The following is a 24780-nucleotide window of genomic DNA, read 5'->3' on the forward strand; positions in this document are numbered from 1 at the left end:
GGGCGGTGCGCAGGCCCGGAAAAAAGGAAGCCCGGCGATGCCGGGCTTCCTGGTCTTGCCGGTCCGACCGGACTCAGGCGGTCACGGTGTCGGCGACGTCCTTGTAGTCCTGGATCTGGTCGAAGTTCATGTAGCGGTAGATTTCCTCGCCGTTGGCGTTGATCACCCCGATGTCGGCCATGTACTCGGCCTTGGTCGGGATGCGCCCCAGGCGCGAGCAGATCGCGGCCATCTCCGCCGAACCCAGGTAGACGTTGGAGTTGCGGCCCAGGCGGTTCGGGAAGTTGCGCGTGCTGGTGGAGAACACCGTGGCGCCCTCCTTCACCTGCGCCTGGTTGCCCATGCACAGGCTGCAGCCGGGCATTTCCATGCGTGCGCCCGCGCTGCCGAACGTGCCGTAGTGGCCCTCCTTGGTGAGTTCGGCGGCGTCCATCTTGGTTGGCGGTGCCACCCAGAGCTTGGTCGGGATGTCGCGCTTGCCTTCCAGCAGCTTCGACGCCGCGCGGAAGTGGCCGATGTTGGTCATGCACGAACCGATGAACACCTCGTCGATGGTGGCGCCGGCGACCTCCGACAGCGTCTTCACGTCGTCCGGGTCGTTGGGGCAGGCCACGATGGGCTCGTGCACGTCCGCCAGGTCGATCTCGATCACCGCCGCGTACTCGGCATCGGCGTCGGCCTCGAGCAGTTGCGGGTCGGCCAGCCAGGCTTCCATCGCCTTGATGCGGCGCTGCAGGCTGCGGGCATCCTGGTAACCCTCGGCGATCATCCACTTGAGCAGGGTGATGTTCGAGTTGATGTACTCGATGATCGGCTCCTTGTTCAGGTGCACCGTGCAGCCGGCGGCGGAGCGCTCGGCCGAGGCATCGGACAGCTCGAACGCCTGCTCGACCTTGAGGTCCGGCAGGCCCTCGATCTCGAGGATGCGGCCGGAGAAGATGTTCTTCTTGCCCTGCTTGGCGACGGTCAGCAGGCCCTGCTTGATGGCGTACAGCGGGATCGCGTTGACCAGGTCGCGCAGGGTCACGCCCGGCTGCATGCGGCCCTTGAAGCGCACCAGCACCGACTCGGGCATGTCCAGCGGCATCACGCCGGTGGCGGCCGCGAAGGCCACCAGGCCGGAGCCGGCCGGGAAGGAAATGCCGACCGGGAAGCGCGTGTGCGAGTCGCCGCCGGTGCCGACGGTGTCGGGCAGCAGCATGCGGTTGAGCCAGCTGTGGATGACGCCGTCGCCCGGGCGCAGCGAGATGCCGCCGCGCTTGCTGATGAAGGCCGGCAGCTCATGGTGGGTCTTCACGTCGACCGGCTTGGGATAGGCCGCGGTGTGGCAGAACGACTGCATCACCAGGTCGGCCGAGAAGCCCAGGCAGGCGAGGTCCTTGAGCTCGTCGCGCGTCATCGGGCCGGTGGTGTCCTGGCTGCCGACCGAGGTCATCCGCGGCTCGCAGTAGGTGCCCGGGCGCATGCCGCGACCCTCGGGAAGCCCACAGGCGCGGCCGACCATCTTCTGCGCCAGGCTGAAGCCCTTGCCGCTGTCGGCCGGCTGCTGCGGCAGGCGGAACAGGGTCGACGCCGGCAGGCCCAGGGCCTCGCGGGCGCGGGCGGTCAGGCCGCGGCCGATGATCAGCGGGATGCGGCCGCCGGCGCGCACCTCGTCGAACAGGACCTCCGACTTGACCTCGAACCCGGCGATCACCACGCCGTCCTTGAGCGCCTTGCCCTCGTAGGGTCGCAGCTCGATCACGTCGCCCATCTGCATCGCGTCGACGTCGAGCTCGATCGGGAGTGCGCCACCGTCCTCCATGGTGTTGTAGAAGATCGGTGCGATCTTGCTGCCCAGGCAGACGCCACCGAAGCGCTTGTTGGGGATGTACGGGATGTCCTCGCCGGTCCACCACTGCACCGAGTTGGTGGCCGACTTGCGGCTCGAACCGGTGCCGACCACGTCGCCGACGTAGGCGATGGGGTGGCCCTTGTCCTTGAGCGACTGGATGAACGCGATCGGGCCGCGCTTGCCGTCTTCCTCGGGCTCGAAGGCCGCACCGTCGCGACGGTTCTTGAGCATCGCCAGCGCATGCATGGGGATGTCCGGGCGGGTCGTTGCGTCGGGCGCCGGCGACAGGTCGTCGGTGTTGGTCTCGCCGGGCACCTTGAAGACGGTGACGGTCAGGCTTTCGGGGACTTCCGGCTTGCTCGTGAACCATTCGCCGTCGGCCCAGCTCTGCAGTACCGCACGCGCGTTGGCATTGCCCTTGTCGGCCTTTTCCTTGACGTCGTGGAAGGCGTCGAACATCAACAGCGTGTGCTTGAGCGCCTCCGCCGCGACCGCGCCCAGCTCGGCGTCGTCGAGCAGCTGCACCAGGGGATGGATGTTGTAGCCGCCGAGCATGGTGCCCAGCAGTTCGGTCGCGCGGCGGCGGTCGATCAACGGACAGGCCTCGGTGCCGAAGGCCACCGCGGCCAGGTAGCTGGCCTTGACCTGGGCGGCGTCGTCGACGCCCGCGGGCACGCGGTGGGCGATCAGTTCCAGCAGGAAATCGCCCTCGCCCTCGGGCGGGTTCTTCAGCAGTTCGATGACGTCGGCGGTCTGCTGTGCGGTCAGCGGCAGCGGGGGGATACCCAGTGCGGCGCGCTCGGCGACGTGGTGGCGGTAGGCTTCCAACATGGTGGCTCCGGCGTGGATGGTGGTACGGGGAAAAAAGAACGGGTCGGGGGACGCCGGTCTACTCGGTCGTCGGCACGATCAACTTCAGTCCCTTGAAGTAATCGCGGTAAAAGGCATCGTCGCGGGTGATCAGGCCATTGCACTGCAGCAGCGCATGCGCGCCGATCAGGAAGTCGGGCACCGTGCGCGCGCGGGCGCCCGCGGCGCCGCCGCGCTGCCGGTAGCGCCGTTGCATCTCGCCCGCTCGCAGCGCGGACTTGGCTTCCAGGGGGCTGAAACGGATGCTCATCTCCTCCAGCACCGCCAGTGCCTCGGAGCCGTCGCGCAGCGCGCTGCAGACCTCGGCCAGCGCGACCTCGCTGATCACCACCGGCCCGGCGCTCAGGCACTGCCGCAGGCAGGCCTCGGCGGCATCCGCCTGCGGGCCGTCGGCCAGCAGGTCGACGAGCACGGAGGAATCGAGCGCGATCATCGGATCAGTCCCCGTTTTCCAGGGGTTCGCCCGGGGCGCGGCCGCGAATGGTCCGCATGGCGTCGTCGGTAGACTCGAAGCCGTCCAGGCGGAAGCGCCCGCGGGCCCGTGAGATGGCATCGTCGACGCTCTTGCGCAGCACGATGCGGCTGCCATCGAGCTCGACCTTCAGTACCGTCCCCTTGGTCAAGCCCAGCGCGTCCCGGACGGGCTTGGGCAAGGTGATCTGACCGCGTTCGGCAACCGTGGCTTCCATGGCGACCTCCTTGAAGTATGCACAAATTATACATACTTGATGATGCATACTCAACGTGTCGTCACATCCACGGCGCTATCATCCCCCGCAGCCAGAACCTGCATGGGGTCCCTCCCCGCCCGGTCGACGCCCGACGCCGCGAGCGCCGGGCTGCGGTCGCGCCCGACCCCCGCACCCGTCATCAGAAAGACAAGGAGCCCCTGCCCATGAGCGATTCCTTTGCCACCCGAGCGAAACTCGACGTCAACGGCAAGTCCTACACCTACTTCAGCCTGCCGGGCCTGGGCAAGCAGTTCGACATCTCCCGGCTTCCCTATTCGATGAAGATCCTGCTCGAGAACCTGCTCCGCCACGAGGATGGCGGCCAGACGGTGGGCAAGGAGCATATCGAGGCCGTCGCCCGCTGGGATGCGCGCAAGGAGCCGGACACCGAGATCGCCTTCATGCCGGCGCGCGTGGTCCTGCAGGACTTCACCGGCGTGCCTTGCGTGGTCGACTTCGCGGCCATGCGCGACGCGGTCAGCAAGCTCGGCGGCAAGGCCAGCCAGATCAATCCCCTCATCCCCTCCGAGCTGGTCATCGACCATTCGGTGCAGGTGGACGTATTCGGCCGCGCCGACGCCCTGGACCTCAACGGCAAGATCGAATTCGAGCGCAACATGGAGCGCTACAGCTTCCTGCGCTGGGGCCAGAAGGCCTTCGAGAACTTCAAGGTGGTCCCGCCCAACACCGGCATCGTGCACCAGGTGAACCTGGAGAACCTGGCCCGCGTGGTCGTCGAGCGCGACGTCGACGGCACGCGCCTGGCCTTCCCCGACACGGTGTTCGGCACCGACAGCCACACCACCATGATCAACGGCATCGGCGTGCTGGGCTGGGGCGTGGGCGGCATCGAGGCGGAGGCGGCCATGCTCGGGCAACCCTCTTCCATGCTCATCCCGCAGGTCGTCGGCTTCAAGCTGACCGGCAAGCTGCCCGAGGGCGCGACGGCCACGGACCTGGTCCTGACCGTCACCCAGATGCTGCGTTCGCTCGGCGTGGTGGGCAAGTTCGTCGAGTTCTTCGGCGATGGCCTGCAGCACCTGCCGCTGGCCGACCGGGCGACGATCGCGAACATGGCGCCGGAGTACGGCGCCACCTGCGGCATCTTCCCGATCGATGCCGAGGCCGTGCGCTACCTGCACCTGTCGGGCCGCAGCGATGAACAGATCGCACTGGTGGAGGCCTATGCCAAGGCCCAGGGCCTTTGGCACGAGCCGGGCGCGCCGGAAGCGGAGTATTCCGCCACCCTCGAACTGGACATGGGCGAGGTGAAGCCCTCGCTGGCCGGCCCCAAGCGCCCGCAGGACCGCGTGCTGCTCAGCGACATGCAGTCCAACTTCCGCGAGAACCTGACCGGCCTGATCGCCAACCGCGCGCCGCGCAACGGCAAGGACCGGATGGACGCCGAGGGCGGCCACCAGCACCAGGCCGACCACCTGGCGGCGCCGCCGGTGTCGACCATCACCGTGCAGGAGCAGGAGGCGGAGCTGCGCGACGGCTCGGTCGTGATCGCGGCGATCACGTCCTGCACCAATACCTCCAACCCAGCGGTGATGCTGGGCGCGGGGCTGGTCGCGCGCAATGCGGCGAAACTCGGCCTGAAGGCCAAGCCCTGGGTCAAGACCTCGCTCGGGCCGGGCTCGCTGGTGGTGACCGATTACCTGAAGAAGGCCGGCCTGCTCGACGACCTCGAGAGCCTGGGCTTCTACGTGGTCGGCTATGGCTGCACGACCTGCATCGGCAATTCCGGTCCCCTGCCCGACCCGGTGTCCAAGGGGATCGCCGAGAACGACCTGGTGGTGGCCTCGGTGCTCTCGGGCAACCGCAACTTCGAGGGCCGCGTGCACTCGGAGGTCAAGATGAACTACCTGGCGTCGCCACCGCTGGTGGTCGCCTACGCCATCGCCGGCACCATCGACATCGACCTGACCAACGACCCGATCGGCCAGGACAGCGACGGCAACGACGTCTACCTGCGCGATATCTGGCCGAGCAACAAGGAGATCGGCGACATGATCGCGGCGACCGTCGGCCCGGAGCTGTTCGCGCAGAACTATGCCGACGTGTTCAAGGGCGACACCCGCTGGAACCGCATCGCATCGCCGGACGGCGAGTCGTTCGCCTGGGACGAGGCTTCTACCTACATCAAGAACCCGCCCTACTTCGACGGCATGTCGATGGACGTGGGCACGATCGCCGACATCAACGGCGCGCGCGTGCTTGGCCTGTTCGGCGATTCGATCACCACCGACCACATCTCGCCGGCGGGCAACATCAAGAAGGACTCGCCCGCGGGCCGCTTCCTGCAGGCGCGCGGCGTGCAGCCGGCCGACTTCAACAGCTACGGCTCGCGCCGCGGCAACGACGACGTGATGGTGCGCGGCACCTTCGCCAACATCCGCATCAAGAACCTGATGCTGGGCGGCGAGGAAGGCGGCAATACCCTCTACCAGCCCGGCGGCGAGAAGATGGCGATCTACGACGCCGCGATGAAGTACAAGGCCGAGGGCGTGCCCCTGGTCGTGCTGGCGGGCAAGGAGTACGGCACCGGCTCATCGCGGGACTGGGCCGCCAAGGGCACCAACCTGCTCGGGGTGAAGGCGGTCGTGGCCGAGAGCTTCGAGCGCATCCACCGTTCCAACCTGGTCGGGATGGGCGTGCTACCGCTGCAGTTCAAGGACGGCGACAGCATCGCCTCGCTCGGCCTCGACGGCAGCGAGACCTTCGACATCAGCGGCCTGGACGACGGCGCGGCGAAGACCGCGACGGTCGTCGCGCGCAAGGCCGACGGCGGCGAGGTCCGCTTCGAGGTCCGCGTGCTGCTGCTGACACCGAAGGAAGTCGAGTATTTTCGCCACGGCGGCATCCTGCACTACGTCCTGCGCCAGCTCGCCGCGAGGAAAGCGGCCTGACGCCGGCCCGGAGGGCCGGGCCCGTCCCGGTCCTCCGCTCAGCGGTTGCCCGACCAGTCCACGCTGGTCAGGCGCCACTCGCCGTCCTCGAGGCGCCAGCCGCTCTCGACCTGGTAGGCCCGGGCGCTGTCGGGCAGCAATCGTCCCCCGCCTCCGGTCAACAGGGCCTCGAAGCGGACCGTGGCATGCGATCCGCTCATCTCGGTCCGGGCCGGGCCCAGGGTGACGCCGATGTCGCGATAGCGCAGGAACATGAGCGCCGCCATGCGCCGGGCCGCATCGCGGTCCATCGCGTCCGGGCCAATGAAGTCCTCCGCGAGCCAGTCCTCGATGGCCCCGGCGTCGCGGGCTTCGATGGCCTCGCCCAGTGCGCCGACGGCCTGCCGGAGCCTGGCCTCGGGGGTCTCGCGACTGCATGCCCCAAGGGCGATCGCCAGCAACAGGAGCAGGCTCGGCAACAGCCAATGGGCAGGCGCGCGCGGGGACGTGGGACGCTGTGTCATGAAGGGTCTCGCGGGGGTTGGAGGGCATCGCGCGCGCGCGCGGCGGCGGCGCTTGCGATGCTGCACTCTACCTTGCCACCCCATGGGGCGTATGCTCCAATCGACGCCCAACGTACGCTGGCGCATCCCTGTGTGATCCGCGCTGGTCGGCAGCACGCAAGCGGCAAACACTGTGGATAGGGGAGTGCCAATGAGTTCAGATCGTCCTTGGTTTCAGCAGTACCCGGAGGGCATTCCACACGAAATCGACGTCGACGAGTTCCCATCGGTCGTCTCCGTGCTGGAAAGCGCCATCGACAACTACAGGGCGCGCCCGGCTTTCTCCAACCTCGGCAAGACGCTCAGCTATGCCGAGATCGACGAGCTCAGCCGTCAGTTCGCGGCCTACCTGCTGGGCGAGCTGAAGCTCAAGAAGGGCGACCGGGTGGCGATCATGCTGCCGAACTGCCTGCAGTATCCGATCGCGACCTTCGGCGTGCTCCGCGCCGGACTGACCGTGGTCAACACCAATCCGATGTACACCGCGCGCGAGCTCCGCCACCAGCTGGTCGACTCGGGCGCGAGCGTGGTGCTGGTGCTCGACAATTTCGGCGACACGGTCCAGGAAGTGGTGCGCGACACCCCGGTCAAGCAGGTGGTCACGACCGGGCTGGGCGACATGCTCGGCTTCCCGAAGGGCAACATCGTCAACTTCGTGCTGAAGTACATCAAGAAGATGGTGCCGCAGTACAACATCCCCGGGGCCGTGCGTTTCCGCGCCACCCTGGAGGCCGGGCGCCGCCACGACCTGCCCGACGTCGAGATCGCACCGTCCGACATCGCCTTCCTGCAGTACACCGGCGGGACCACCGGCGTCGCCAAGGGCGCCATGCTCACCCACCGCAACCTGGTCGCGAACATGCAGCAGGCCGCGGCCTGGGTGGGAACCAACGTGCGCTACGGCGAGGAGGTGATCATCACCGCCCTGCCCCTGTACCACATCTTCGCGTTGACGGCGAACGGCCTGGTGTTCATGAAGTTCGGCGGGCTCAACCACCTCATCACCAATCCGCGCGACATGCCGGGCTTCGTCAAGGAGCTCAAGAGCGTGCCGTTCACGGCCATCACCGGCGTCAACACCCTGTTCAACGGCCTGTTGAACACGCCGGGCTTCGACGAGGTCGACTTCTCCCGCCTCCACCTCACCCTGGGCGGCGGCATGGCGGTCCAGCGCTCGGTGGCCGAGCGCTGGAAGAAGGTCACCGGCGTCACCCTGGTCGAGGCCTACGGCCTAACCGAGACCTCGCCGGCGGCCTGCATCAACCCCATGGACCTGAAGGACTACAACGGCGCCATCGGGCTGCCGATCCCGTCCACCGACGCCTGCATCAAGGACGAGGACGGCAGGCAGCTGCCCGTTGGCGAGGTCGGGGAACTGTGCATCAAGGGACCCCAGGTCATGAAAGGCTACTGGAACCGCCCCGAGGAAACGGCCAACGTGCTCGACGCCGAAGGCTGGCTGCACACCGGCGACATGGCCCGTATGGACGAGCAGGGCTACTTCTACATCGTCGACCGCAAGAAGGACATGATCCTGGTCTCGGGCTTCAACGTGTACCCCAACGAGGTCGAGGACGTGATCGCCTCGATGCCGGAGGTGCTGGAGGTGGCGGCCGTGGGCGTCCAGGACGAGCATTCCGGCGAAGTCGTGAAGGTGGTCATCGTGAAGAAGGACCCCGCCCTGACTGAAGACCAGGTGAAGGCCTATGCGCGTGAAAACCTGACCGGATACAAGCATCCGAGGATCGTGGAGTTCCGCAGCGAGCTGCCGAAGACCAACGTGGGCAAGATCCTGCGCCGGGAACTGAGGGACGAGAGTCCCCACTGAGGGCCCGGATGGGGCCACAAGTGGCAACCCGGACCCCCTCCCGGTGGAGGGGGTCTTTATTTGTCCGGGTGTACGATCTCCATGCAGGCGCCACTGCCTGCTTATGACTCCGGAGTCAAGCCATGAACATGCCCGTCCGTCTCCATGCAGAAGCCATCCCCTCCCTGGCACGCCACGTCGTCGAACCGACCAGCGGCGCCCACTGGTGCTACATGCATGCCGACGCCCCCAGCGTCTACCACCCCTGCTTCTCGCAGCGCCTGTTGCGCGACCTGAAGCGCACCCAGGAAAACATCCGCAGCGAGATCGCCACCGCCGCCGCACTGCGCGACGCAGGCGGCATCCACCACCTGGTGCTGGCGTCCGACAGCGACGTCTTCAACCTCGGCGGCGACCTTTCGCTGTTCGCCCGCCTGATCCGCTCCGGCGACCGCGGCGCCCTGCTCGACTACGCCAAGCTGTGCGTCGAGGTGGCCTACAACTTCCATCGCCTGTACGACGACCGCGTGCACAGCATCGCGCTCATCCAGGGCGACGCGCTGGGCGGCGGCTTCGAGGCGGCCTTGTGCTGCCACACGATCATCGCCGAGGAAGGCACCGGGATGGGGTTCCCCGAGGTGCTGTTCGACCTGTTCCCCGGCATGGGCGCGTACACCTTCCTGACCCGGCGCGTGAGCGCGGCCCAGGCGGAGCGGATGATGCTCGATGCCCGCGTCTATCCGGTCGAGGAACTGCTCGAGATGGGCGTGGTCGACCGCGTCGTACCGCGCGGCGAAGGCCTCATGGCCGTGCAGGAGACCATCCGTCGCCAGCGGCGCATGGGCAATGCCCTGCGGGCGATGAACACCGTGCGGCACGCCTGCAACCCGGTCAAGCTGGACGAACTGCTGGCCGTCACCACCGAGTGGGTGGACGCGGCGATGCGCCTGGACGACCGTGCCCTTCGCACGATGGAACGACTGATCCGTGCCCAGCAGCGGCGCGCCGACCAGGAAGCGCAGACCCGCAGCGTCCAGAATGCTTGAGGACGCCAGGACAACCAGGCGTCAAGGGGAGAAAGAGGATCTGGGGTGAGCGGAGCCGAGGGGGGCGGCTCCCGAGTGGTCAGGGGATATCGACGACCGGACGAAACGGTCACGTCAGATCGGGCGTGTCCTTGCTGCGGGTCGCGCGGGTCAGGCGAACGACTTCCTGCCGACTGATGCGGTCCACCGATTCGAGCTGCGAGGCGAGCTCCGCGACGACCTTGCCCTGCTCGCGGTGGAGTACGTCGTCGCTGGCGCGCATGATGCCCGAGCAGCGCTCGGCGATCGAATGCGCGCCCAGGTTCTCGGCGATGCCCTTGTAGGCGTGCGCGACCTCGCGGAACGCGGCCCAGTCCTGGTCCGTGCCGGCCTTGGCCAGTTCGGCCTGGCAGCCCGTCGCGTCCTTGAGGCACTGCTCGACGAAGTCGCGTAGGAAGGCCTCGCCCAGGCCCATGTCGGCAAGCTCTTCCAGTACGGCCGGGTTGGTGACGGGGGTGCTCACGTCGCTGATGGCCCGTACGTTCGGCAAGGTGCTCGAATCCATCACCTCGGCGATGGTCTTGAGCAGGCGGTCGACCACGATCGGCTTGGTCAGGAAGGCATTGGCGCCGGCCTCGCTCGCCGCTTCGGAGGCCTGCAGCGTCGCGTCGGCACTGAGGATGATCGAGGGCGTCCGCTTCTGGCTGCGCGCTTCCATGAAGCGCAACTGGCGGATGACGTCGAGGCCGCTGAGCTGCGGCATGTGCATGTCCAGCACGATCAGTTCGTAACCGCCCTGCTCCAGCTCGTCCAGGGCCTGTTCGCCATCGTTGACCATGTGCACGCGATGGCCGGCGCGCTCGAGGAGCCGCGCCAGCACCGTGCGGTTCGCGGCCTGGTCGTCGGCGATGAGGATGCGCAGGCTCCGCACGCGCATCCGGTGGCGGATGAAGGGATCGTCGAAGGATATGATCTTGTTGCCGTCGACCGCTTCGCCCGCCTCCTCGTGGTTGTCGGCGTCCTGCAGTTGCAGGGGCAGGTCGACCCAGAAGCGGCTGCCGCCTTCCGGATTGGGCTCCAGCCCGATCTGGCCACCGAGCAGTTGGGTCAGCGTCTTGGCGATGGTGGTGCCCAGGCCGGTGCCGCCGAAGCGACGGGTCGGCCCGCTGTCGACCTGCTCGAAGGCCAGGAAGATCCGCTGGGCATCCTCGCCGGCGATGCCGATGCCGGTATCGGTCACGGCGAACCGCAGGCGCACGTCGTCCTGCACCGGGTCGGACAGCTTGGAGATGCCGAGCGAGACGCCGCCTTCCTCGGTGAACTTGATGGCGTTGTGCAGCAGGTTCAGCAGGATCTGGGTCAGGTGGGCGGCGTCGCCGTGCAGGCGCACCGGGACGTCCGCGTCCATGTCCATGCGCAGCGACAGGCCCTTGGAGGCGGCCATGGGCTGCAGCATCTTCTGGATGCGGTGGACGAGTTCCTGCAGGTTGAAGTCGGCGTCGCGCCGTTCCAGCTTGCCCGCCTCGATCGCCGAGATGTCCAGCACATCGTTGACCAGCAACAGCAGCGACTGGGCCGAGGTATGGATGACGTCGGCGTACTCGCGCTGTTCCGGTGCCAGGCGGGTGCCGTGCAGCAGTTCGGCCATGCCGATGATGCCGTTGAGCGGCGAGCGCAGCTCGTGGCTCATGTTGGCGAGGAAGCGGGTCTTGGCCTCGTTCGCGCGCTTGGCTTCCGCGGTGGCGCGATGCAGGTTGCTCAGCAGGGACGAAAGGTAGGCCGGGATCGCGATGACCCCCAGCAACAGGCCGGTCGCCAGGTAGGGTTGCTGGCGCCAGTAGTCGGTGCCCAGGATCACGGTCAGGAACGCGCCGCAGGCCAGGACCGCCGCCGAGTAGAGGTAGGTGGTGCCGAAGCGCAGGCCGTTGCCGATGGTCACCCACAGGATGATCACGTAGAGCGGCGCGAGCGTCGGCGCCGACAGCGACATCAGGATCGCGAGCGTGGAGTAGTCGCCCAGCATGCCGATCCACCGCCGGATGTGGGACACGCCCGGCCGGAGCACGATCGCGACCAGCAGCAGGAAGCCGATGGTGGCCTCGGCCAGCATCACCACCAGCATGGTCCGGTAGATCCCGCGGTCGTCGGAGGCGCTCTGCAGGAACAGCAGGTAGCCCACGATCAGGCAGGCGATGACCAGGCGCACCATGGCCTGGGCATGTTCGGAGTCCGGTCGCTTGGCCAGGCGCTGTCTCAGCAGGTCGAACATGGCGGCCTCAGCTCGTGCCCGGGCGGACCGATCCGGCGGCATAACGCTTGCAGACGTCATCCAGACGGGTACGGCTCCTGAGCAGCGCGTCCACGCACTGCGGGTCGAACAGTCGACCGCTCTGGTCGACCAGGTACTGCAGGGTCGCGTCGATGTCCCAGGGTTCCTTGTAGGGCCGGGGCGAGATCAATGCGTCGAAGACGTCGGCGACGGCGACGATGCGGGCCTCGAGCGGGATCTCCTCGCCCACCAGCGCATCGGGATAACCGCTGCCGTCGAAGCGCTCGTGGTGGCGCAGGGCGATGGTCGCGGCGATCTGGATGAAACGGTTCTGGCTGCCGCTCAGCAGTTCATGGCCGATCTTGGGATGCCGGCGCATGATCTTCATCTCGTCGGGCGTCAGCGGACCGGGCTTGAGCAGGACCGAATCCGGGATGGCGATCTTGCCGATGTCGTGCAGCGGCGCGGCCATCTCGATCATCCGCACCTCGTCCTCGAACATCCCCAGTTGCTCGGCCACCAGGCCGGCGATGTGCGACATGCGCTCGAGGTAGACGCTGGTGCCGGTATCGCGGTACTCGATCGCCCGGGCCAGCCGCTGCAGCGTCTCGCGCTCGCGCTCCTCGACCTCGTGCATGCTCGCCAGCAGGCGCTGTTCCAGCGACAGGGCGCGCTGCTTGACGGTCTCGGACTGCTGCCGCAGCTGCAGCAGGTTGCGACAGCGGGCGCGCAGTTCGCGGGGTCGCACGGGCTTGACCAGGAAGTCGATGACCCCGGCATCCAGCGCCGCCTGGCGGATCGGCTCGTCGCCGACCACGGTGACCAGGATGATCGGGATGTCGCGATGCAGGGGCTGCCGCCGGAACCGGCGCGCGAACTCCAGGCCGTCGATCCCCGGCATCCGGTAATCCAGCAGCAGCAGGTCCGGGTGGTTGGATTCGCACCAGGCCAGCCCACCCTCGGCTTCGCCGAAGTCATGCACCGTGAGTTCCGGTGCGATGTCCTCGATGATGTGGCGCAGCATCGTGCGCGCCGAAGTCTGGTCGTCGACGATTACTACATTCACGCACAGTCCCGTATGCGACGCCGCGCATGACGCGGCAATGACCTGAGGATACCCCGCTGGCGCCCATACCGCAGCACCCCCGGCACCCCCGCCCCTGAACGCCCGGCGCGGGTCCTTGTGAACGTGAACGCGGTCCGCCGGCTCAGGCGGACGGCGACTGCCTCATATAGGGGAACAGGAGGACGTCCCGGATCGAGGCCGAGCCGGTCATCAGCATGACCAGGCGGTCGATGCCGATCCCCAGTCCGCCGGTCGGCGGCAGGCCCACTTCCAGGGCGCGGATGTAGTCGGCGTCGAAATGCATGGCCTCGTCGTCGCCCCCTTCCTTCTGCTCGACCTGTGCCTTGAAGCGCGCCGCCTGGTCCTCGGGGTCGTTCAGCTCCGAGAAGCCGTTGGCGAGCTCCTTGCCGTTCACGAACAGCTCGAAGCGGTCGGTGATGCCCGGCTCGCTGTCGCTCTCGCGGGCCAGCGGCGAGACCTCGACCGGGTAATGGGTGATGAAGGTGGGCTGCTCCAGCTGGCCCTCGACCGTCTTCTCGAAGATCTCCAGCAGCAGCTTGCCCCAGCCCTGGCCGGGCTTGACCGGGATCTGCAGGCGGGCGCAATGGCGGGCCAGGGCTTCGCGGTCGCGGCAGTCCTCGACGCTGATCCCGGGGTTCTTCTCGCGCACCGATTCGTCCAGGCGCCAACGGCGGAAGGCCGGGCCGACGTCGATCCGCGCACCGTCCCATTCCATGACGGTCGTGCCGAGCACCCGGCCGGCGACATCGCGGATCAGGTTCTCGGTCAGGTCCATGATCTCGTTGTAGCTGGCGTAGGCCTCGTACAGCTCGAGCATGGTGAACTCGGGATTGTGCCGGGTCGACACGCCCTCGTTGCGGAAGTTGCGGTTGATCTCGTAGACGCGCTCAAGCCCACCCACGACCAGTCGCTTGAGGTAGAGTTCCGGCGCGACGCGCAGGAACAGTTCCAGGTCGAGCGCGTTGTGGTGGGTCACGAACGGCTTGGCCGTCGCGCCGCCGGGGATGTAATGCATCATCGGCGTCTCGACTTCCAGGAAGCGGCGCGTGTCGAGCCATTCGCGGATCGCGCGGATGATCTGCGAGCGCTTGATGAACACGTCCCGCGCCTCGGGCGAAACGATCAGGTCGACGTAGCGCTGGCGGTAGCGCTGCTCGACGTCTGCCAGGCCATGGAACTTGTCCGGCAGCGGGCGCAGCGACTTGGTGAGCAGGCGGAGCGCGGAGGCCTTGACCGAAAGCTCGCCGGTGCGGGTGCGGGTCAGTCCGCCCTCGACGGCGACGATGTCGCCCACGTCCCAGCCCTTGAACGCGGCATAGGTATCGCCCAGCGCATTGGCCTGCAGGAACAGCTGGATGCGGCCCGACTCGTCCTGGATCTGGACGAAGCTCGCCTTGCCCATCACCCGCTTGAGCATGATCCGTCCCGCCATCGCCACCTGGCGGCCGCTGGCCTCGAGCGCCTCGGCGTCGAAGCGCTCGGCGTCGGCGTACTCGGCCTGCAGGTCGCCGGCGAAGTCGGCGCGGCGGAAGTCGTTCGGGAACGCCCCGCCCTGCTCGCGGAGGGCGGCGAGTTTGCCGCGACGCTCGGCGATCAGGAAGTTCTCGTCGGCGGGCGTGGGCGCGGGGGTGGCTTCGGTCATGGTCGGCTGGGTTCGGTTCGGGGGGGAGTCCGCCGCGCCCGGGTCGGGCGCGGCGCGGTCGTCACGACGGGCTCAGACGGCGTCGGCCCGTTTGGCGCCGACTTCGAGGCCGGCCTTCAGGCTCGCCTCGACGAACTCGTCGAGGTCGCCGTCGAGTACCTTCTGGGTATCGCTGCGCTCGATGCCGGTGCGCAGGTCCTTGATGCGGCTCTGGTCGAGCACGTAGTTGCGGATCTGGCTGCCCCAGCCGATGTCGGACTTGGTCGCCTCGACCGCGTCGCGCTCGGCGTTGCGCTTCTGGATCTCGAGCTCGTACAGCTTGGCGGCCAGCATCTTCATCGCGGTGTCGCGGTTCTGGTGCTGGCTGCGACCGTTCTGGCAGGCCACCACGATGCCGCTGGGCACGTGGGTGATGCGCACCGCGGACTCGGTCTTGTTGACGTGCTGGCCACCGGCGCCGGAGGACCGGTAGACGTCGGTCTTCAGGTCGGCCGGGTTGATCTCGATGTCGATGTTGTCGTCCACCTCGGGCGAGACGAACACCGAGGTGAAGCTGGTGTGGCGACGGTTGTCGGAATCGAACGGCGACTTGCGCACCAGGCGGTGGACGCCGGTCTCGGTCTTCAGCCAGCCGTAGGCGAAGTCGCCCTCGACCCGGAAGGTCGCCGACTTGATGCCCGCCACTTCGCCGCCGGACACTTCCATCAGTTCGGCCTTCCAGCCGCGGGATTCGGCCCAGCGCAGGTACATGCGCAGCAACATCTCCGCCCAGTCCTGGGCCTCGGTGCCGCCGGCACCGGCCTGGATGTCGACGAAGGCCGCCGCGCCGTCCATCTGGCCGCCGAACATGCGCTGGAACTCCAGCTGCTCGACGTCGCGCGCATAGCCATCGACGTCGGCGACGACCGCATTGGCGGTGTCCTCGTCGTCTTCCATCTCGGCCAGCTCGAGCAGTTCGAGCGCGCCGCCGAGGCCTTCGTCCAGGCGGCGGCTGCCCAGCACGACCTTCTCCAGCGACGCGCGCTCGCGTCCCAGCGACTGTGCGCGCTCGGCATCGTTCCAGATGTCCGGGTTCTCGAGCTCCCGGCTTACTTCCTCGAGACGTTCGACCTTGCTGTCGAAGTCAAAGATACCCCCTCAGCGCATCCAGCCGACCCTGCAGGTCGGCGATGCGCTGGCGGACGGGATTCAGTTCGATCATGAACTCACCACCACCTGATAAAGACCGCCGATTCTAGCAGGCAATCGGCCTCGCCGGCCCGCGCGGAGAGCCGCTCAGGCCGCGACCAGCCGGTTGCGCAGCGCCTCCCGGTAGCTGCGGCTGCAGGGCAGGCGCGTGCCGTCGTGCAGTTGCAGGCGCGCGTCGCCCGACTCCAGCGGCTCGATCTGCTCGAGCCGGTCGAGGTTGACGATGTAGCTGCGGTGCACGCGGGCGAAGCGGTCCGGGTCGAGCTGCGCCTCGATGTTGGCCATCGTGCTGCGCAACGGGTACTCGCGCCCACGCACGTTCAGGTTGACGTAGTTGCCCGCCGCCTGCAGCCAGTCGATGTCGTCGGCCGCCACCAGGAACTCGCGGCCGAGCTTCCGGACCAGGAAACGCTCGGGACGCTCGACCTGCCCCGGCGGAGGCGCGGGTTCGTCGTCGGCCCGGTCGAGCAGGCTCGCCTCGCCCTTGAGCCTGCGCCGTATGAACCGGTAGGACTCGATGGTCGCCACCATGCTCACGTAGCTGCGCCAATCCTTCAGGTACTCATAGATGAACTCGCGCGGCCACGGGCTGAATTCGTAGACCTCGCCCTGGGTCGCGTAGACGAGCTTGCGGATCGCCACCATGCCCACGACGTGCAGCACCGAGAAGACCACGCTGCCGAGCACGTGCCAGGGCAGCTGGCGGCGCCAGGTGTCGAGGTGGACCGGGAAGCGCCGGGTGAACCACACCAGTCCCGGGACCAGGGCCAGGAACACCAGGCCGCTGGAGAACTCCCACAGCACGGGTTTCCAGGTGGCGTAGTCGAGGCCGGCCCGTTCGACGTCGATCAGCACCGTGAGGCTGTTGGCGATGCCGTTGAGCAGGGTCGCGAGGATCCAGAACGCCACCTCGAAGGTGCGGCGGAGCACGGCCGGGGGCCGCGGTGGGACGGGTTGGAGATCCATGCGCGCATTCTAGGCGTTGGCGGCCGGCGATCCGCCACGGCTGGCCCCCGTGGGCCCGCGGTTCGTCCCGTGGGACGCGCAGCCGGACCCCTGGTGCTTTCGCACCGGGGCCGCGGGCGCGACCCTGCGGCCATCGCAGAAGGGACATCGCCATGGAACGCCGCTACGACCTCGACTGGGTGCGCACCCTCGCCTTCGGCCTGCTCGTGCTCTACCACGTGGGCATGTACTACGTGACCTGGGACTGGCACGTCAAAAGTCCCGCGGCCGGCCCGGCGCTGGAACCGCTGATGCTGCTCAGCTCGCCCTGGCGCCTGTCGCTGCTGTTCCTGGTGTCGGGCGTCGCCACCGCCTCGATGCTGGAGCACGGCCCGAAGGGCTTCGTCCGCCTGCGCTCGCGGCGCCTGCTGTGGCCGTTGCTGTTCGGCATGCTGGTCGTGGTGCCGCCCCAGTCGTACTACGAGGTGGTCGAAAAGCTCCCCGGCGGCTACCACGATGGCTACCTGGCCTTCTGGGGGCGCTACCTCGCCGCCGACGGGAGCTTCTGTCGCGAGGGGGACTGCCTGGACCTGCCCACCTGGAACCACCTGTGGTTCCTGCCCTACCTGTGGGCCTACAGCATGCTGCTCTGGGCGGCGCTGAAACTCGCCGCCGGTCCGATGCGACGCATTGGCGAGCGTCTGGGACGCTGGTTCACCGGCCCGGCCGTGCTGGTGGTCCCCGCGCTGGGCCTGGGCCTGGTGCGCATGCTCCTGGTCGGCCGCTTCGAATCCACCCACGCATTGGTGGACGACTGGTACAACCACGCACAGTACCTGCCGGTCTTCCTGCTAGGCTTCTGGCTGGCCCGGGCCACGCAGGCCTGGGCCTCGATCGAACGCTGGCGCGGATGGTCGCTGGCCCTGGCCCTGTGCAGCTACCTGGCGCTGGTCGCCTATTTCGGCCACTACGACGACGCCAACCCGCCGCCCGACTGGGTGCGCATGGTCCAGCGCCTGGCCTGGGGCGCCAACCAGTGGTTGAGCATCGCGGCGATCCTCGGTTTCGCCAGGCACTGGGTCAAGGGCGACAGCCCGGCCCTGCGCTACCTGGTGCCGGCCGTCTATCCGGTCTACATCCTCCACCAGACGGTGATCGTGGTCCTGGCCCACAACGCGCAGGGCCTGGCGCTGGATCCGTGGATCGAAGGCCCGCTGCTGGTGGCGTGCACGTTCGCGCTATGCCTGGCCGGGTACGAGCTGGTCCGCCGGATCCCGATACTGCGCCCCGTCTTCGGCCTGAAGTGGCGCCCGGTCCCGCGCGGAACGCCGCGGGCCAACGGTGGGCCCGCGGCCGCGACGGGGGCGGGCCGCTGACTCAGGCCGGTTCGAGATGGACCACGACCAGCTGGATGGCATCGCCACCGCGGTAGTCGTCCGCCTCCAGGCGGTAGGCAATCCGCACCCGGGGCGGCGGCGCCGCCCCGTCCCAGCCGCCGAAGTGGATGGCGTTCAGACGCGTGTCGTGGCCCCCGAGCTCGAGCTTGAGGTGCCGCTCGCCCACCACGCGCCAGCCCAGCACGTCGAACTCGCCGTCGAACTGCGGCTCGGGAAAGCCCTGCCCCCAGGGCCCGCCATCGCGCAGGGCTTCGGCGTTGGCGCGGACGAAGTCGTCGGCCTCAAGCGGCCCGTCGCTCAGGACCTCGGCGGCAAGCAGCTCAGGCGACAGGGTCGCGGCGACCACCGCCTGGAAGGCGTCGCGGAACGCGTCGAAGCGATCCGCATGCAGCGACAGGCCGGCCGCCATGGCATGGCCGCCAAAGCGCTCGACCAGGCCCGGGTGGCGGGCCGCGACGTCGGCGAGCGCGTCGCGGATGTGGAAACCGGGGATGGAGCGGGCCGAGCCCCTCAGGCTGTCGCTGCCCGGCTCGGACGGCGCGAAGGCGATGACCGGGCGGTGCAGGCGCTCCTTGAGCTTGGAGGCGACCAGGCCGACCACGCCGGGATGCCAATCCGCGTCGTGCAGGCACAGCCCGACCGGCACGGCCTCGCCCAGCGATACGCGCGCGACGACGGCCTCGGCCTCGTCGGTCATCTGTTGCTGGACGGCACGCCGCTCGCTGTTGATCTCGTCCAGCGTCGCGGCGATCTCGCGGGCCTGGCGGGCGTCGTCGGTCAACAGGCATTCGATGCCGAGCGCCATGTCTTCCAGGCGACCCGCCGCATTGAGCCGGGGGCCGATCGCATAACCGATGTCGGCGGCCGTCAGGCGCCCTGGCGCACGCCGCGACACCTCCGCCAGCGCATTCAGCCCGGCACAGCCCTGTCCGGCGCGCAGGCGACGCAGGCCGGCGCCGACCAGCGCCCGGTTGTTCGCGTCCAGCGGGACGAGGTCGGCGACGGTACCGACCGCGACCAGGTCGAGCAGCGCGCCCAGGTCGGGCACGTCGTCGGCGAACGTGCCCTGCGCGCGCAGGTGGCGGCGCAACGCGAGCAGGACGTAGAACATCACCCCGACGCCGGCGAGCACCTTGCTGGGGAAACGGTCGCCGGGCTGGTTCGGATCGACGATGACGTCCGCGTCCGGCAGTACCTCGCCGGGCAGGTGGTGGTCGGTGACCAGTACCTGCCAGCCGCGTTCGCGGGCGGCGGCGACGCCGGCATTGCAGGCGATGCCATGGTCGACGGTGACCAGCAGATCGGGTTCCAGCGCGGCCAGCTCCTCCACCAGCGAGGGCGAGAGGCCGTAGCCGTGGGTGACGCGGTTGGGGACCGCGTGCGAAACGCGACGGGCGCCCAGCAGTCGGAGGCCGCGCACGCCCAGCGCGCATGCGGTCGCGCCATCGCAGTCGAAGTCGCCGACCACCACGATATGGCGATTCGCGGCGATGGCCTCTGCCAGCAGGGACGCGGCCGCATCCAGGCCGAGCATCCCGTCGGGCGGCAACAGCTGCGCCAGGCGTGGGCGCGCCTGGGCCTCGTCGAGCGCGTCGCGCGCGGCGTACACCCGGCGCAGCAGCGGGGGTGTCGCCGCCGACCATTCGCCCGCTCTCGCGGCGACGCGGCGACGCACCGACACGCGTGGCGTCATGCGCCGAACCCGTGGCGCGGCTTGCGCCACACACGCCAGCGTTGGCGGGCCAACAGGAGATAGCCCTCCCCGCTCTCGCAATCGAGCGCGAGCTCGCGGAGCGCACCAGCGCGCAAGGCCTCGAACAGGGGCGCCAGCCAATCGGCCTGCAGCCGCGCCAGGTCGCGCGCATCGCGCAGGTCCACCAGCAGGTCCTCGCCGATCGCCGGGCAACGCGCCGGCAGCGCGGCCGCGCCGGCCCCGGCCAGGCGCGCGAACGCAAGCAGGGTGTCGTCCTCGCTCAGGACCCACCGGTAGTCGCACGAGACCACGTCCGGCAGGCGTCCAGCACCCCAGAACCACAGCGAATTGATCGCAGGCCGGCCGGCGGCAATACGTTCCAGGTTGCGCGGGTGGTTGTGCAGGACCACCTGCACCTCGCTCAGGAGCGAGCGCCATCGACGCGCCTCCGGGCTGCGACTCTCGCCGCCGGGCAGGTGTTCGATGAGCTCGGCGCCCAGCGCGGCGTCCGGCGGGCTGAATGCCGGCAGGACGGTGCTCTCGGGCAGTTGCAGGTACCAGCGCTCCGGCACCGGCGCGTCGAGCAGGTAGCCGGCATCGCCGAACAGGGGTTTGAGGGCAGGCAGGATCGCCGCGGCATCGCCGGCATCGACCTGCATCGCGCGACCATGGGCCAGCAACCGCGCACCGGTGACGTCGGGACGGACGTGGACCGGATCCGCGCGAAGCCAGGCATGGCCAGCGGCATCGCCGCGATCCGCCTGGCGGCTCACCACCGCAGCGGGCCAGCCCGCGGGCCACACCGCGAAGCAGCGCGCATGCTGCTGGCCGGTCAGCGACACTGCGTCCGCACGACCCAGCACGCGTGCCAAGGGGGCTTGCAGGCGCTGGCCCCCGAAACGGGCGGCGGCCGGCAGCAGCAGCCTGGCGCGCGCCATCGTTCAGGCCTTGTAGCTGACGGCGACGATCTCGTACTCGCGGGTGCCGCCCGGCGCCTCGATGGTGACGCTGTCGCCCTCGTTCTTGCCGATCAGGGCGCGCGCCACAGGCGACGAAATCGCGATCAGGCCCTTCTTGATGTCCGCCTCCAGGTCGCCGACGATCTGGTAGGTGGTGCTGGCGTCGGTGTCGACGTCGGCCAGCTCGACGGTGGCGCCGAACACCACGCGGTCGCCGGCGTTGAGGGACGCGACGTCGATCACCTGCGCGTGCGACAGCTCGGCTTCGAGCTGCTTGATGCGGCCTTCGATGAAGCCCTGCTGCTCGCGCGCGGCATGGTACTCGGCGTTCTCCTTGAGGTCGCCGTGGGCACGTGCCTCGGCGATCGCATGGATGACCGCCGGTCGCTGGACCGACTTCAGTTCTTCAAGCTCGGCGCGCAGGCGTTGCGCGCCCTTCACCGTGATCGGTGCTCTCATGGGTAGATCCTTCGTTTCGTGAGGGCCGCCAGAAACAAACGAAGGCGGCGGACGCCAGGGACCAGCCCGAACGTCCCACCACCTGCTGGCGACCATGCCTTCAAAGGCTATCAGGAATCCGCGGGGGTCAGGAAGCATCGCTTCCCGCCCCCGCGTTCAGCCGTGGATCAGGCGCCGGCGCCGATTTCGGCGTGCAGCTCCTGCAGCGACCAGACCGGGCCCGTGCCGCGGAACTCGAGGGAGTTCACCAGGGCACGCGCGCCGGCGATCGTCGTCGAATAGGTCACCCGCTGCTGCAGGGCCTCGCGACGGATCGAGAACGAGTCGTTGATCGCCTGGCGACCTTCGGTCGTGTTGATGATGTAGGCGATCTCGCCGTTCTTGATCAGGTCGACGATGTGCGGACGGCCCTCGATCACCTTGTTGACCGGCTCGCAGGCCAGGCCGTGGCCGGTGAGGAACGCGTGCGTGCCGGAGGTGGCGACGAGCGCGTAGCCCCGCTTGGCCAGGTCCTGCGCCACCGGCAGCACGCGCTGCTTGTCCGGGTCGCGCACCGAGATGAACACCTTGCCCTCGCCCGGGAGCGCGCGGATGCCGCCGGCTTCCTGCGCGCGCGCCATCGCGGCGCCGAAGCTGCGGCCCACGCCCATCACCTCGCCGGTGGAGCGCATCTCCGGCCCGAGGATCGGGTCGACGCCCTGGAACTTGGCGAACGGGAAGATCGCTTCCTTGACCGAGTAATAGTCGGGGACGATCTCCTTCGTCGCGCCCTGCTCGGCCAGGGTCTGGCCGACCATGCAGCGTGCGGCGATCTTGGCCAGCGGCAGGCCGGTGGCCTTGGACACGAAGGGCACGGTACGCGAGGCGCGCGGGTTGACCTCGATCAAGTACACGGTGTCGGCGCCCTGCGCGTCGAAGGTCACCGCGAATTGCGTGTTCATCAGGCCGACCACGTTGAGCGACTTCGCCAGAGCCTTGACCTGCTCGCGCAGCTTTTCCTGCACGGCCGGGGTCAGCGAGTACGGCGGCAGCGAGCAGGACGAATCGCCCGAATGCACGCCGGCCTCCTCGATGTGCTCCATCACGCCGCCGATGAGGACGTTGCCGTCCTTGTCGGCGATCACGTCGACGTCGACCTCGACGGCATTGTCGAGGAAGCGGTCCAGCAGCACCGGCGAATCGTTCGACACCTTGACCGCGTCGCGGATGTAGCGGGTCAGGTCGGCGTCGCCGTAGACGATCTCCATGGCACGGCCACCGAGCACGTAGCTGGGGCGCACGACCAGCGGATAGCCGATCTGCGAGGCCAGCAGCAGGGCCTCGTCGGGATTGCGCGCGGTGCGGTTGAGCGGCTGCGCCAACTGCAGGCGTTCGACCAGTTGCTGGAAACGCTCGCGGTCCTCGGCCAGGTCGATGCTGTCCGGGCTGGTGCCGATGATCGGCACGCCAGCCGCTTCGAGCGCGCGCGCCAGCTTGAGCGGGGTCTGCCCGCCGTACTGGACGATCACGCCCTTGGGCTTCTCCAGCTCGGCGATCTCCAGCACGTCCTCGAGCGTGAGCGGCTCGAAGTACAGGCGGTCGGAGGTGTCGTAGTCGGTCGAGACGGTCTCCGGGTTGCAGTTGACCATGATGGTCTCGTAGCCATCCTCGCGCAGGGCCAGGGCAGCATGGACGCAGCAGTAGTCGAACTCGATGCCCTGGCCGATGCGGTTCGGGCCGCCGCCGAGGACGATGATCTTGTCGCGGTCGCTCGGCGCGGCCTCGCACTCGTCCTCGTAGGTCGAGTACATGTAGGCGGTGGTCGTGGCGAACTCGGCCGCGCAGGAATCCACGCGCTTGTAAACCGGGCGCACGCCGAAGGCATGGCGCAGGGTGCGCACGGCGGCCTCGTCGGTCCCGGTCAGTTCGGCCAGGCGGGCATCGGAAAAGCCCATGCGCTTGAGCGCGCGCATGCGGCCCACGTCGAGCGCGGAGAGGCCGGCGGCGGCCACCTCGGCCTCGGTGGCGATGATTTCTTCGATCTGGTCGAGGAACCAGGGATCGACGAAGGACAGTGCGTGCACGTCCTCCACGCTCATGCCGGCGCGGAAGGCGTCGCCGATGTAGAACATGCGCTCCGGGCCCGGCTCCTTCACCTCGCGGCGCAGGGTCGCCAGGTCGGTCTCGCTGGACAGGTCCAGACCGGTCGGGTCGAGGCCGACCTTGCCCGTCTCCAGGCCACGCAGGGCTTTCTGAAGCGATTCCTGGAAGGTCCGGCCCATGGCCATGACCTCGCCCACCGACTTCATCTGGGTGGTCAGGCGGGCCTCGGCCTGCGGGAACTTCTCGAAGGCGAAGCGCGGGATCTTGGTGACGACGTAGTCGATGGTAGGCTCGAACGAGGCCGGCGTGGCGCCACCGGTGATCTCGTTGCGCAGTTCGTCCAGCGTGTAGCCCACGGCCAGCTTGGCGGCGACCTTGGCGATCGGGAAGCCGGTCGCCTTCGACGCCAGCGCCGAGGAGCGCGACACGCGCGGGTTCATCTCGATCACGACGACGCGGCCGTTGGAGGCGTTGATGCCGAACTGGACGTTCGAACCGCCGGTGTCGACGCCGATCTTGCGCAGCACCGCGATCGAGGCGTCGCGCAGCCGCTGGTATTCCTTGTCGGTCAGGGTCTGCGCCGGGGCGACGGTGATCGAGTCGCCGGTGTGCACGCCCATCGCGTCGAAGTTCTCGATCGAGCAGACGATGATGCAGTTGTCCGCCTTGTCGCGGACCACTTCCATCTCGAACTCCTTCCAGCCCAGCACCGACTCCTCGATCAGCACCTCGGTGGTCGGGGACAGCTCGAGGCCGCGCTTGACGATGTCCTCGAACTCCTCCTTGTTGTAGGCGATGCCGCCGCCGCTGCCACCGAGGGTGAAGCTGGGACGGATGATGGTCGGGTAGCCGACGGTCGCCTGGATCTCCACGGCCTGCTCGAAGGTCCGGGCGACCGCCGCGCGCGGGCATTCCAGGCCGATCTCGGCCATCGCCACGCGGAACAGTTCGCGGTCCTCGGCCATGCGGATGGCCTCGCGCGATGCGCCGATCAGCTCGACGCCGTGCCTTTCGAGCACACCGTTGTCGGCGAGGTCCAGCGCACAGTTCAGCGCGGTCTGCCCGCCCATGGTCGGCAGCAGCGCGTCGGGTTTCTCCTTGGCGATGATCTTCTCGACCGTCTGCCAGTTGATCGGCTCGATGTAGACGGCGTCGGCCATCTCCGGGTCGGTCATGATCGTCGCCGGGTTGCTGTTGACCAGCACCACGCGATAGCCCTCGTCGCGCAGCGCCTTGCACGCCTGCGCGCCGGAGTAATCGAACTCGCAGGCCTGGCCGATGACGATCGGACCGGCGCCGATGATCATGACGGTCTTGATGTCGGTGCGCTTGGGCATG

17 protein-coding genes are annotated in these 24780 nt (G+C 68.5%); 4 read left to right on the forward strand and 13 right to left on the reverse strand.

From position 1 onward, the window contains the following. Positions 1-73: 73 nt before the first annotated feature. The 3 genes from acnB to H4F98_RS01835 are packed head-to-tail and all read right to left on the reverse strand — an operon-like array spanning position 74 to position 3393. Positions 74-2665, reverse strand: coding sequence for a bifunctional aconitate hydratase 2/2-methylisocitrate dehydratase (gene acnB / locus H4F98_RS01825; RefSeq protein ID WP_182684961.1), 2592 nt, complete (start codon positions 2663-2665; stop codon positions 74-76). A gap of 58 nt (positions 2666-2723) precedes the next feature. After that, positions 2724-3137, reverse strand: coding sequence for a type II toxin-antitoxin system VapC family toxin (locus H4F98_RS01830; protein ID WP_141518940.1), 414 nt, complete (start codon positions 3135-3137; stop codon positions 2724-2726). A 4-nt stretch (positions 3138-3141) separates the two neighbouring features. Next, positions 3142-3393: an AbrB/MazE/SpoVT family DNA-binding domain-containing protein gene (locus tag H4F98_RS01835; protein ID WP_182684962.1), complete on the reverse strand. Its 252-nt coding sequence runs from the start codon at positions 3391-3393 to the stop codon at positions 3142-3144. Positions 3394-3599: 206 nt separating this feature from the next. Between H4F98_RS01835 and acnA the strand changes: the two genes are divergently transcribed. Then, on the forward strand, positions 3600-6347 hold the full coding sequence (gene acnA / locus H4F98_RS01840; RefSeq protein WP_182684963.1) for an aconitate hydratase AcnA: 2748 nt from the start codon (positions 3600-3602) through the stop codon (positions 6345-6347). 38 nt (positions 6348-6385) lie between these two features. Here the strand turns inward: acnA and H4F98_RS01845 are convergent, their stop codons facing one another. Continuing rightward, positions 6386-6850, reverse strand: coding sequence for a DUF4440 domain-containing protein (locus H4F98_RS01845; RefSeq protein ID WP_182684964.1), 465 nt, complete (start codon positions 6848-6850; stop codon positions 6386-6388). Positions 6851-7040: 190 nt separating this feature from the next. Here H4F98_RS01845 and H4F98_RS01850 point away from each other — a divergent pair, with 190 nt between their 5' ends. Beyond that, entirely contained in the window at positions 7041-8717 is a 1677-nt protein-coding gene (locus tag H4F98_RS01850; protein ID WP_182684965.1) for a long-chain fatty acid--CoA ligase, read from the forward strand. 122 nt (positions 8718-8839) lie between these two features. Continuing rightward, a complete protein-coding gene (locus H4F98_RS01855) occupies positions 8840-9742 on the forward strand; it encodes a crotonase/enoyl-CoA hydratase family protein (RefSeq protein ID WP_182684966.1) in 903 nt (300 codons plus the stop codon). A 109-nt stretch (positions 9743-9851) separates the two neighbouring features. Here H4F98_RS01855 and H4F98_RS01860 read toward each other — a convergent pair whose 3' ends face one another. From H4F98_RS01860 to H4F98_RS01880, 5 genes are all read right to left on the reverse strand, one after another. Beyond that, positions 9852-11990, reverse strand: a complete 2139-nt coding sequence (locus tag H4F98_RS01860; RefSeq protein WP_182684967.1) for a hybrid sensor histidine kinase/response regulator — start codon at positions 11988-11990, stop codon at positions 9852-9854. A gap of 7 nt (positions 11991-11997) precedes the next feature. Beyond that, entirely contained in the window at positions 11998-13095 is a 1098-nt protein-coding gene (locus H4F98_RS01865) for an HD domain-containing phosphohydrolase (RefSeq protein ID WP_343064714.1), read from the reverse strand. A gap of 103 nt (positions 13096-13198) precedes the next feature. After that, positions 13199-14719, reverse strand: a complete 1521-nt coding sequence (gene lysS, locus H4F98_RS01870; protein WP_182684969.1) for a lysine--tRNA ligase — start codon at positions 14717-14719, stop codon at positions 13199-13201. A gap of 72 nt (positions 14720-14791) precedes the next feature. Next, a protein-coding gene (gene prfB, locus H4F98_RS01875) for a peptide chain release factor 2 (protein WP_182684970.1) occupies positions 14792-15920 on the reverse strand; the annotation gives its coding sequence in 2 pieces (ribosomal slippage) (positions 14792-15844 and positions 15846-15920; 1128 coding nt in all). A gap of 74 nt (positions 15921-15994) precedes the next feature. Continuing rightward, positions 15995-16873 carry a LytTR family DNA-binding domain-containing protein gene (locus tag H4F98_RS01880; protein WP_182684971.1) on the reverse strand — a complete coding sequence of 293 codons (879 nt, stop codon included), beginning with the start codon at positions 16871-16873 and terminating at the stop codon, positions 15995-15997. A gap of 152 nt (positions 16874-17025) precedes the next feature. On the opposite strand from H4F98_RS01880, the gene H4F98_RS01885 reads away from it, so the two are divergent. Then, a complete protein-coding gene (locus H4F98_RS01885) occupies positions 17026-18228 on the forward strand; it encodes an acyltransferase family protein (RefSeq protein WP_182684972.1) in 1203 nt (400 codons plus the stop codon). Position 18229: 1 nt separating this feature from the next. Here the strand turns inward: H4F98_RS01885 and recJ are convergent, their stop codons facing one another. The 4 genes from recJ to carB form a co-directional block, all read right to left on the reverse strand. Then, the gene (gene recJ / locus H4F98_RS01890) at positions 18230-19942 is read right to left on the reverse strand and encodes a single-stranded-DNA-specific exonuclease RecJ (RefSeq protein ID WP_182684973.1); all 1713 of its coding nucleotides are present in this window, start codon (positions 19940-19942) and stop codon (positions 18230-18232) included. Further along, entirely contained in the window at positions 19939-20880 is a 942-nt protein-coding gene (locus H4F98_RS01895; protein ID WP_182684974.1) for a phosphoglycerate mutase, read from the reverse strand. Before H4F98_RS01895 ends, recJ begins: the two co-directional genes overlap by 4 nt. A 3-nt stretch (positions 20881-20883) precedes the next feature. Beyond that, on the reverse strand, positions 20884-21360 hold the full coding sequence (gene greA, locus H4F98_RS01900; protein ID WP_182684975.1) for a transcription elongation factor GreA: 477 nt from the start codon (positions 21358-21360) through the stop codon (positions 20884-20886). A 167-nt stretch (positions 21361-21527) separates the two neighbouring features. Continuing rightward, positions 21528-24779 (reverse strand): carbamoyl-phosphate synthase large subunit, encoded by a 3252-nt coding sequence (gene carB / locus H4F98_RS01905; protein WP_182684976.1) that lies wholly within the window; start codon positions 24777-24779, stop codon positions 21528-21530. Position 24780: the final 1 nt, after the last annotated feature.

Source organism: Marilutibacter spongiae (genome assembly GCF_014145325.1).
Lineage (GTDB): Bacteria > Pseudomonadota > Gammaproteobacteria > Xanthomonadales > Xanthomonadaceae > Marilutibacter > Marilutibacter spongiae.

Coding starts and splice junctions, on each gene's coding strand:
- H4F98_RS01895 (WP_182684974.1), bottom strand. CDS start 20,880: ATGGCGCGCGCCAGGCTGCTGCTGCCGGCCGCCGCCCGTTTCGGGGGC.
- carB (WP_182684976.1), bottom strand. CDS start 24,779: ATGCCCAAGCGCACCGACATCAAGACCGTCATGATCATCGGCGCCGGT.
- acnB (WP_182684961.1), bottom strand. CDS start 2,665: ATGTTGGAAGCCTACCGCCACCACGTCGCCGAGCGCGCCGCACTGGGT.
- H4F98_RS01830 (WP_141518940.1), bottom strand. CDS start 3,137: ATGATCGCGCTCGATTCCTCCGTGCTCGTCGACCTGCTGGCCGACGGC.
- lysS (WP_182684969.1), bottom strand. CDS start 14,719: ATGACCGAAGCCACCCCCGCGCCCACGCCCGCCGACGAGAACTTCCTG.
- H4F98_RS01880 (WP_182684971.1), bottom strand. CDS start 16,873: ATGGATCTCCAACCCGTCCCACCGCGGCCCCCGGCCGTGCTCCGCCGC.
- H4F98_RS01885 (WP_182684972.1), top strand. CDS start 17,026: ATGGAACGCCGCTACGACCTCGACTGGGTGCGCACCCTCGCCTTCGGC.
- greA (WP_182684975.1), bottom strand. CDS start 21,360: ATGAGAGCACCGATCACGGTGAAGGGCGCGCAACGCCTGCGCGCCGAG.
- acnA (WP_182684963.1), top strand. CDS start 3,600: ATGAGCGATTCCTTTGCCACCCGAGCGAAACTCGACGTCAACGGCAAG.
- H4F98_RS01845 (WP_182684964.1), bottom strand. CDS start 6,850: ATGACACAGCGTCCCACGTCCCCGCGCGCGCCTGCCCATTGGCTGTTG.
- H4F98_RS01835 (WP_182684962.1), bottom strand. CDS start 3,393: ATGGAAGCCACGGTTGCCGAACGCGGTCAGATCACCTTGCCCAAGCCC.
- H4F98_RS01850 (WP_182684965.1), top strand. CDS start 7,041: ATGAGTTCAGATCGTCCTTGGTTTCAGCAGTACCCGGAGGGCATTCCA.
- H4F98_RS01855 (WP_182684966.1), top strand. CDS start 8,840: ATGAACATGCCCGTCCGTCTCCATGCAGAAGCCATCCCCTCCCTGGCA.
- recJ (WP_182684973.1), bottom strand. CDS start 19,942: ATGACGCCACGCGTGTCGGTGCGTCGCCGCGTCGCCGCGAGAGCGGGC.
- H4F98_RS01860 (WP_182684967.1), bottom strand. CDS start 11,990: ATGTTCGACCTGCTGAGACAGCGCCTGGCCAAGCGACCGGACTCCGAA.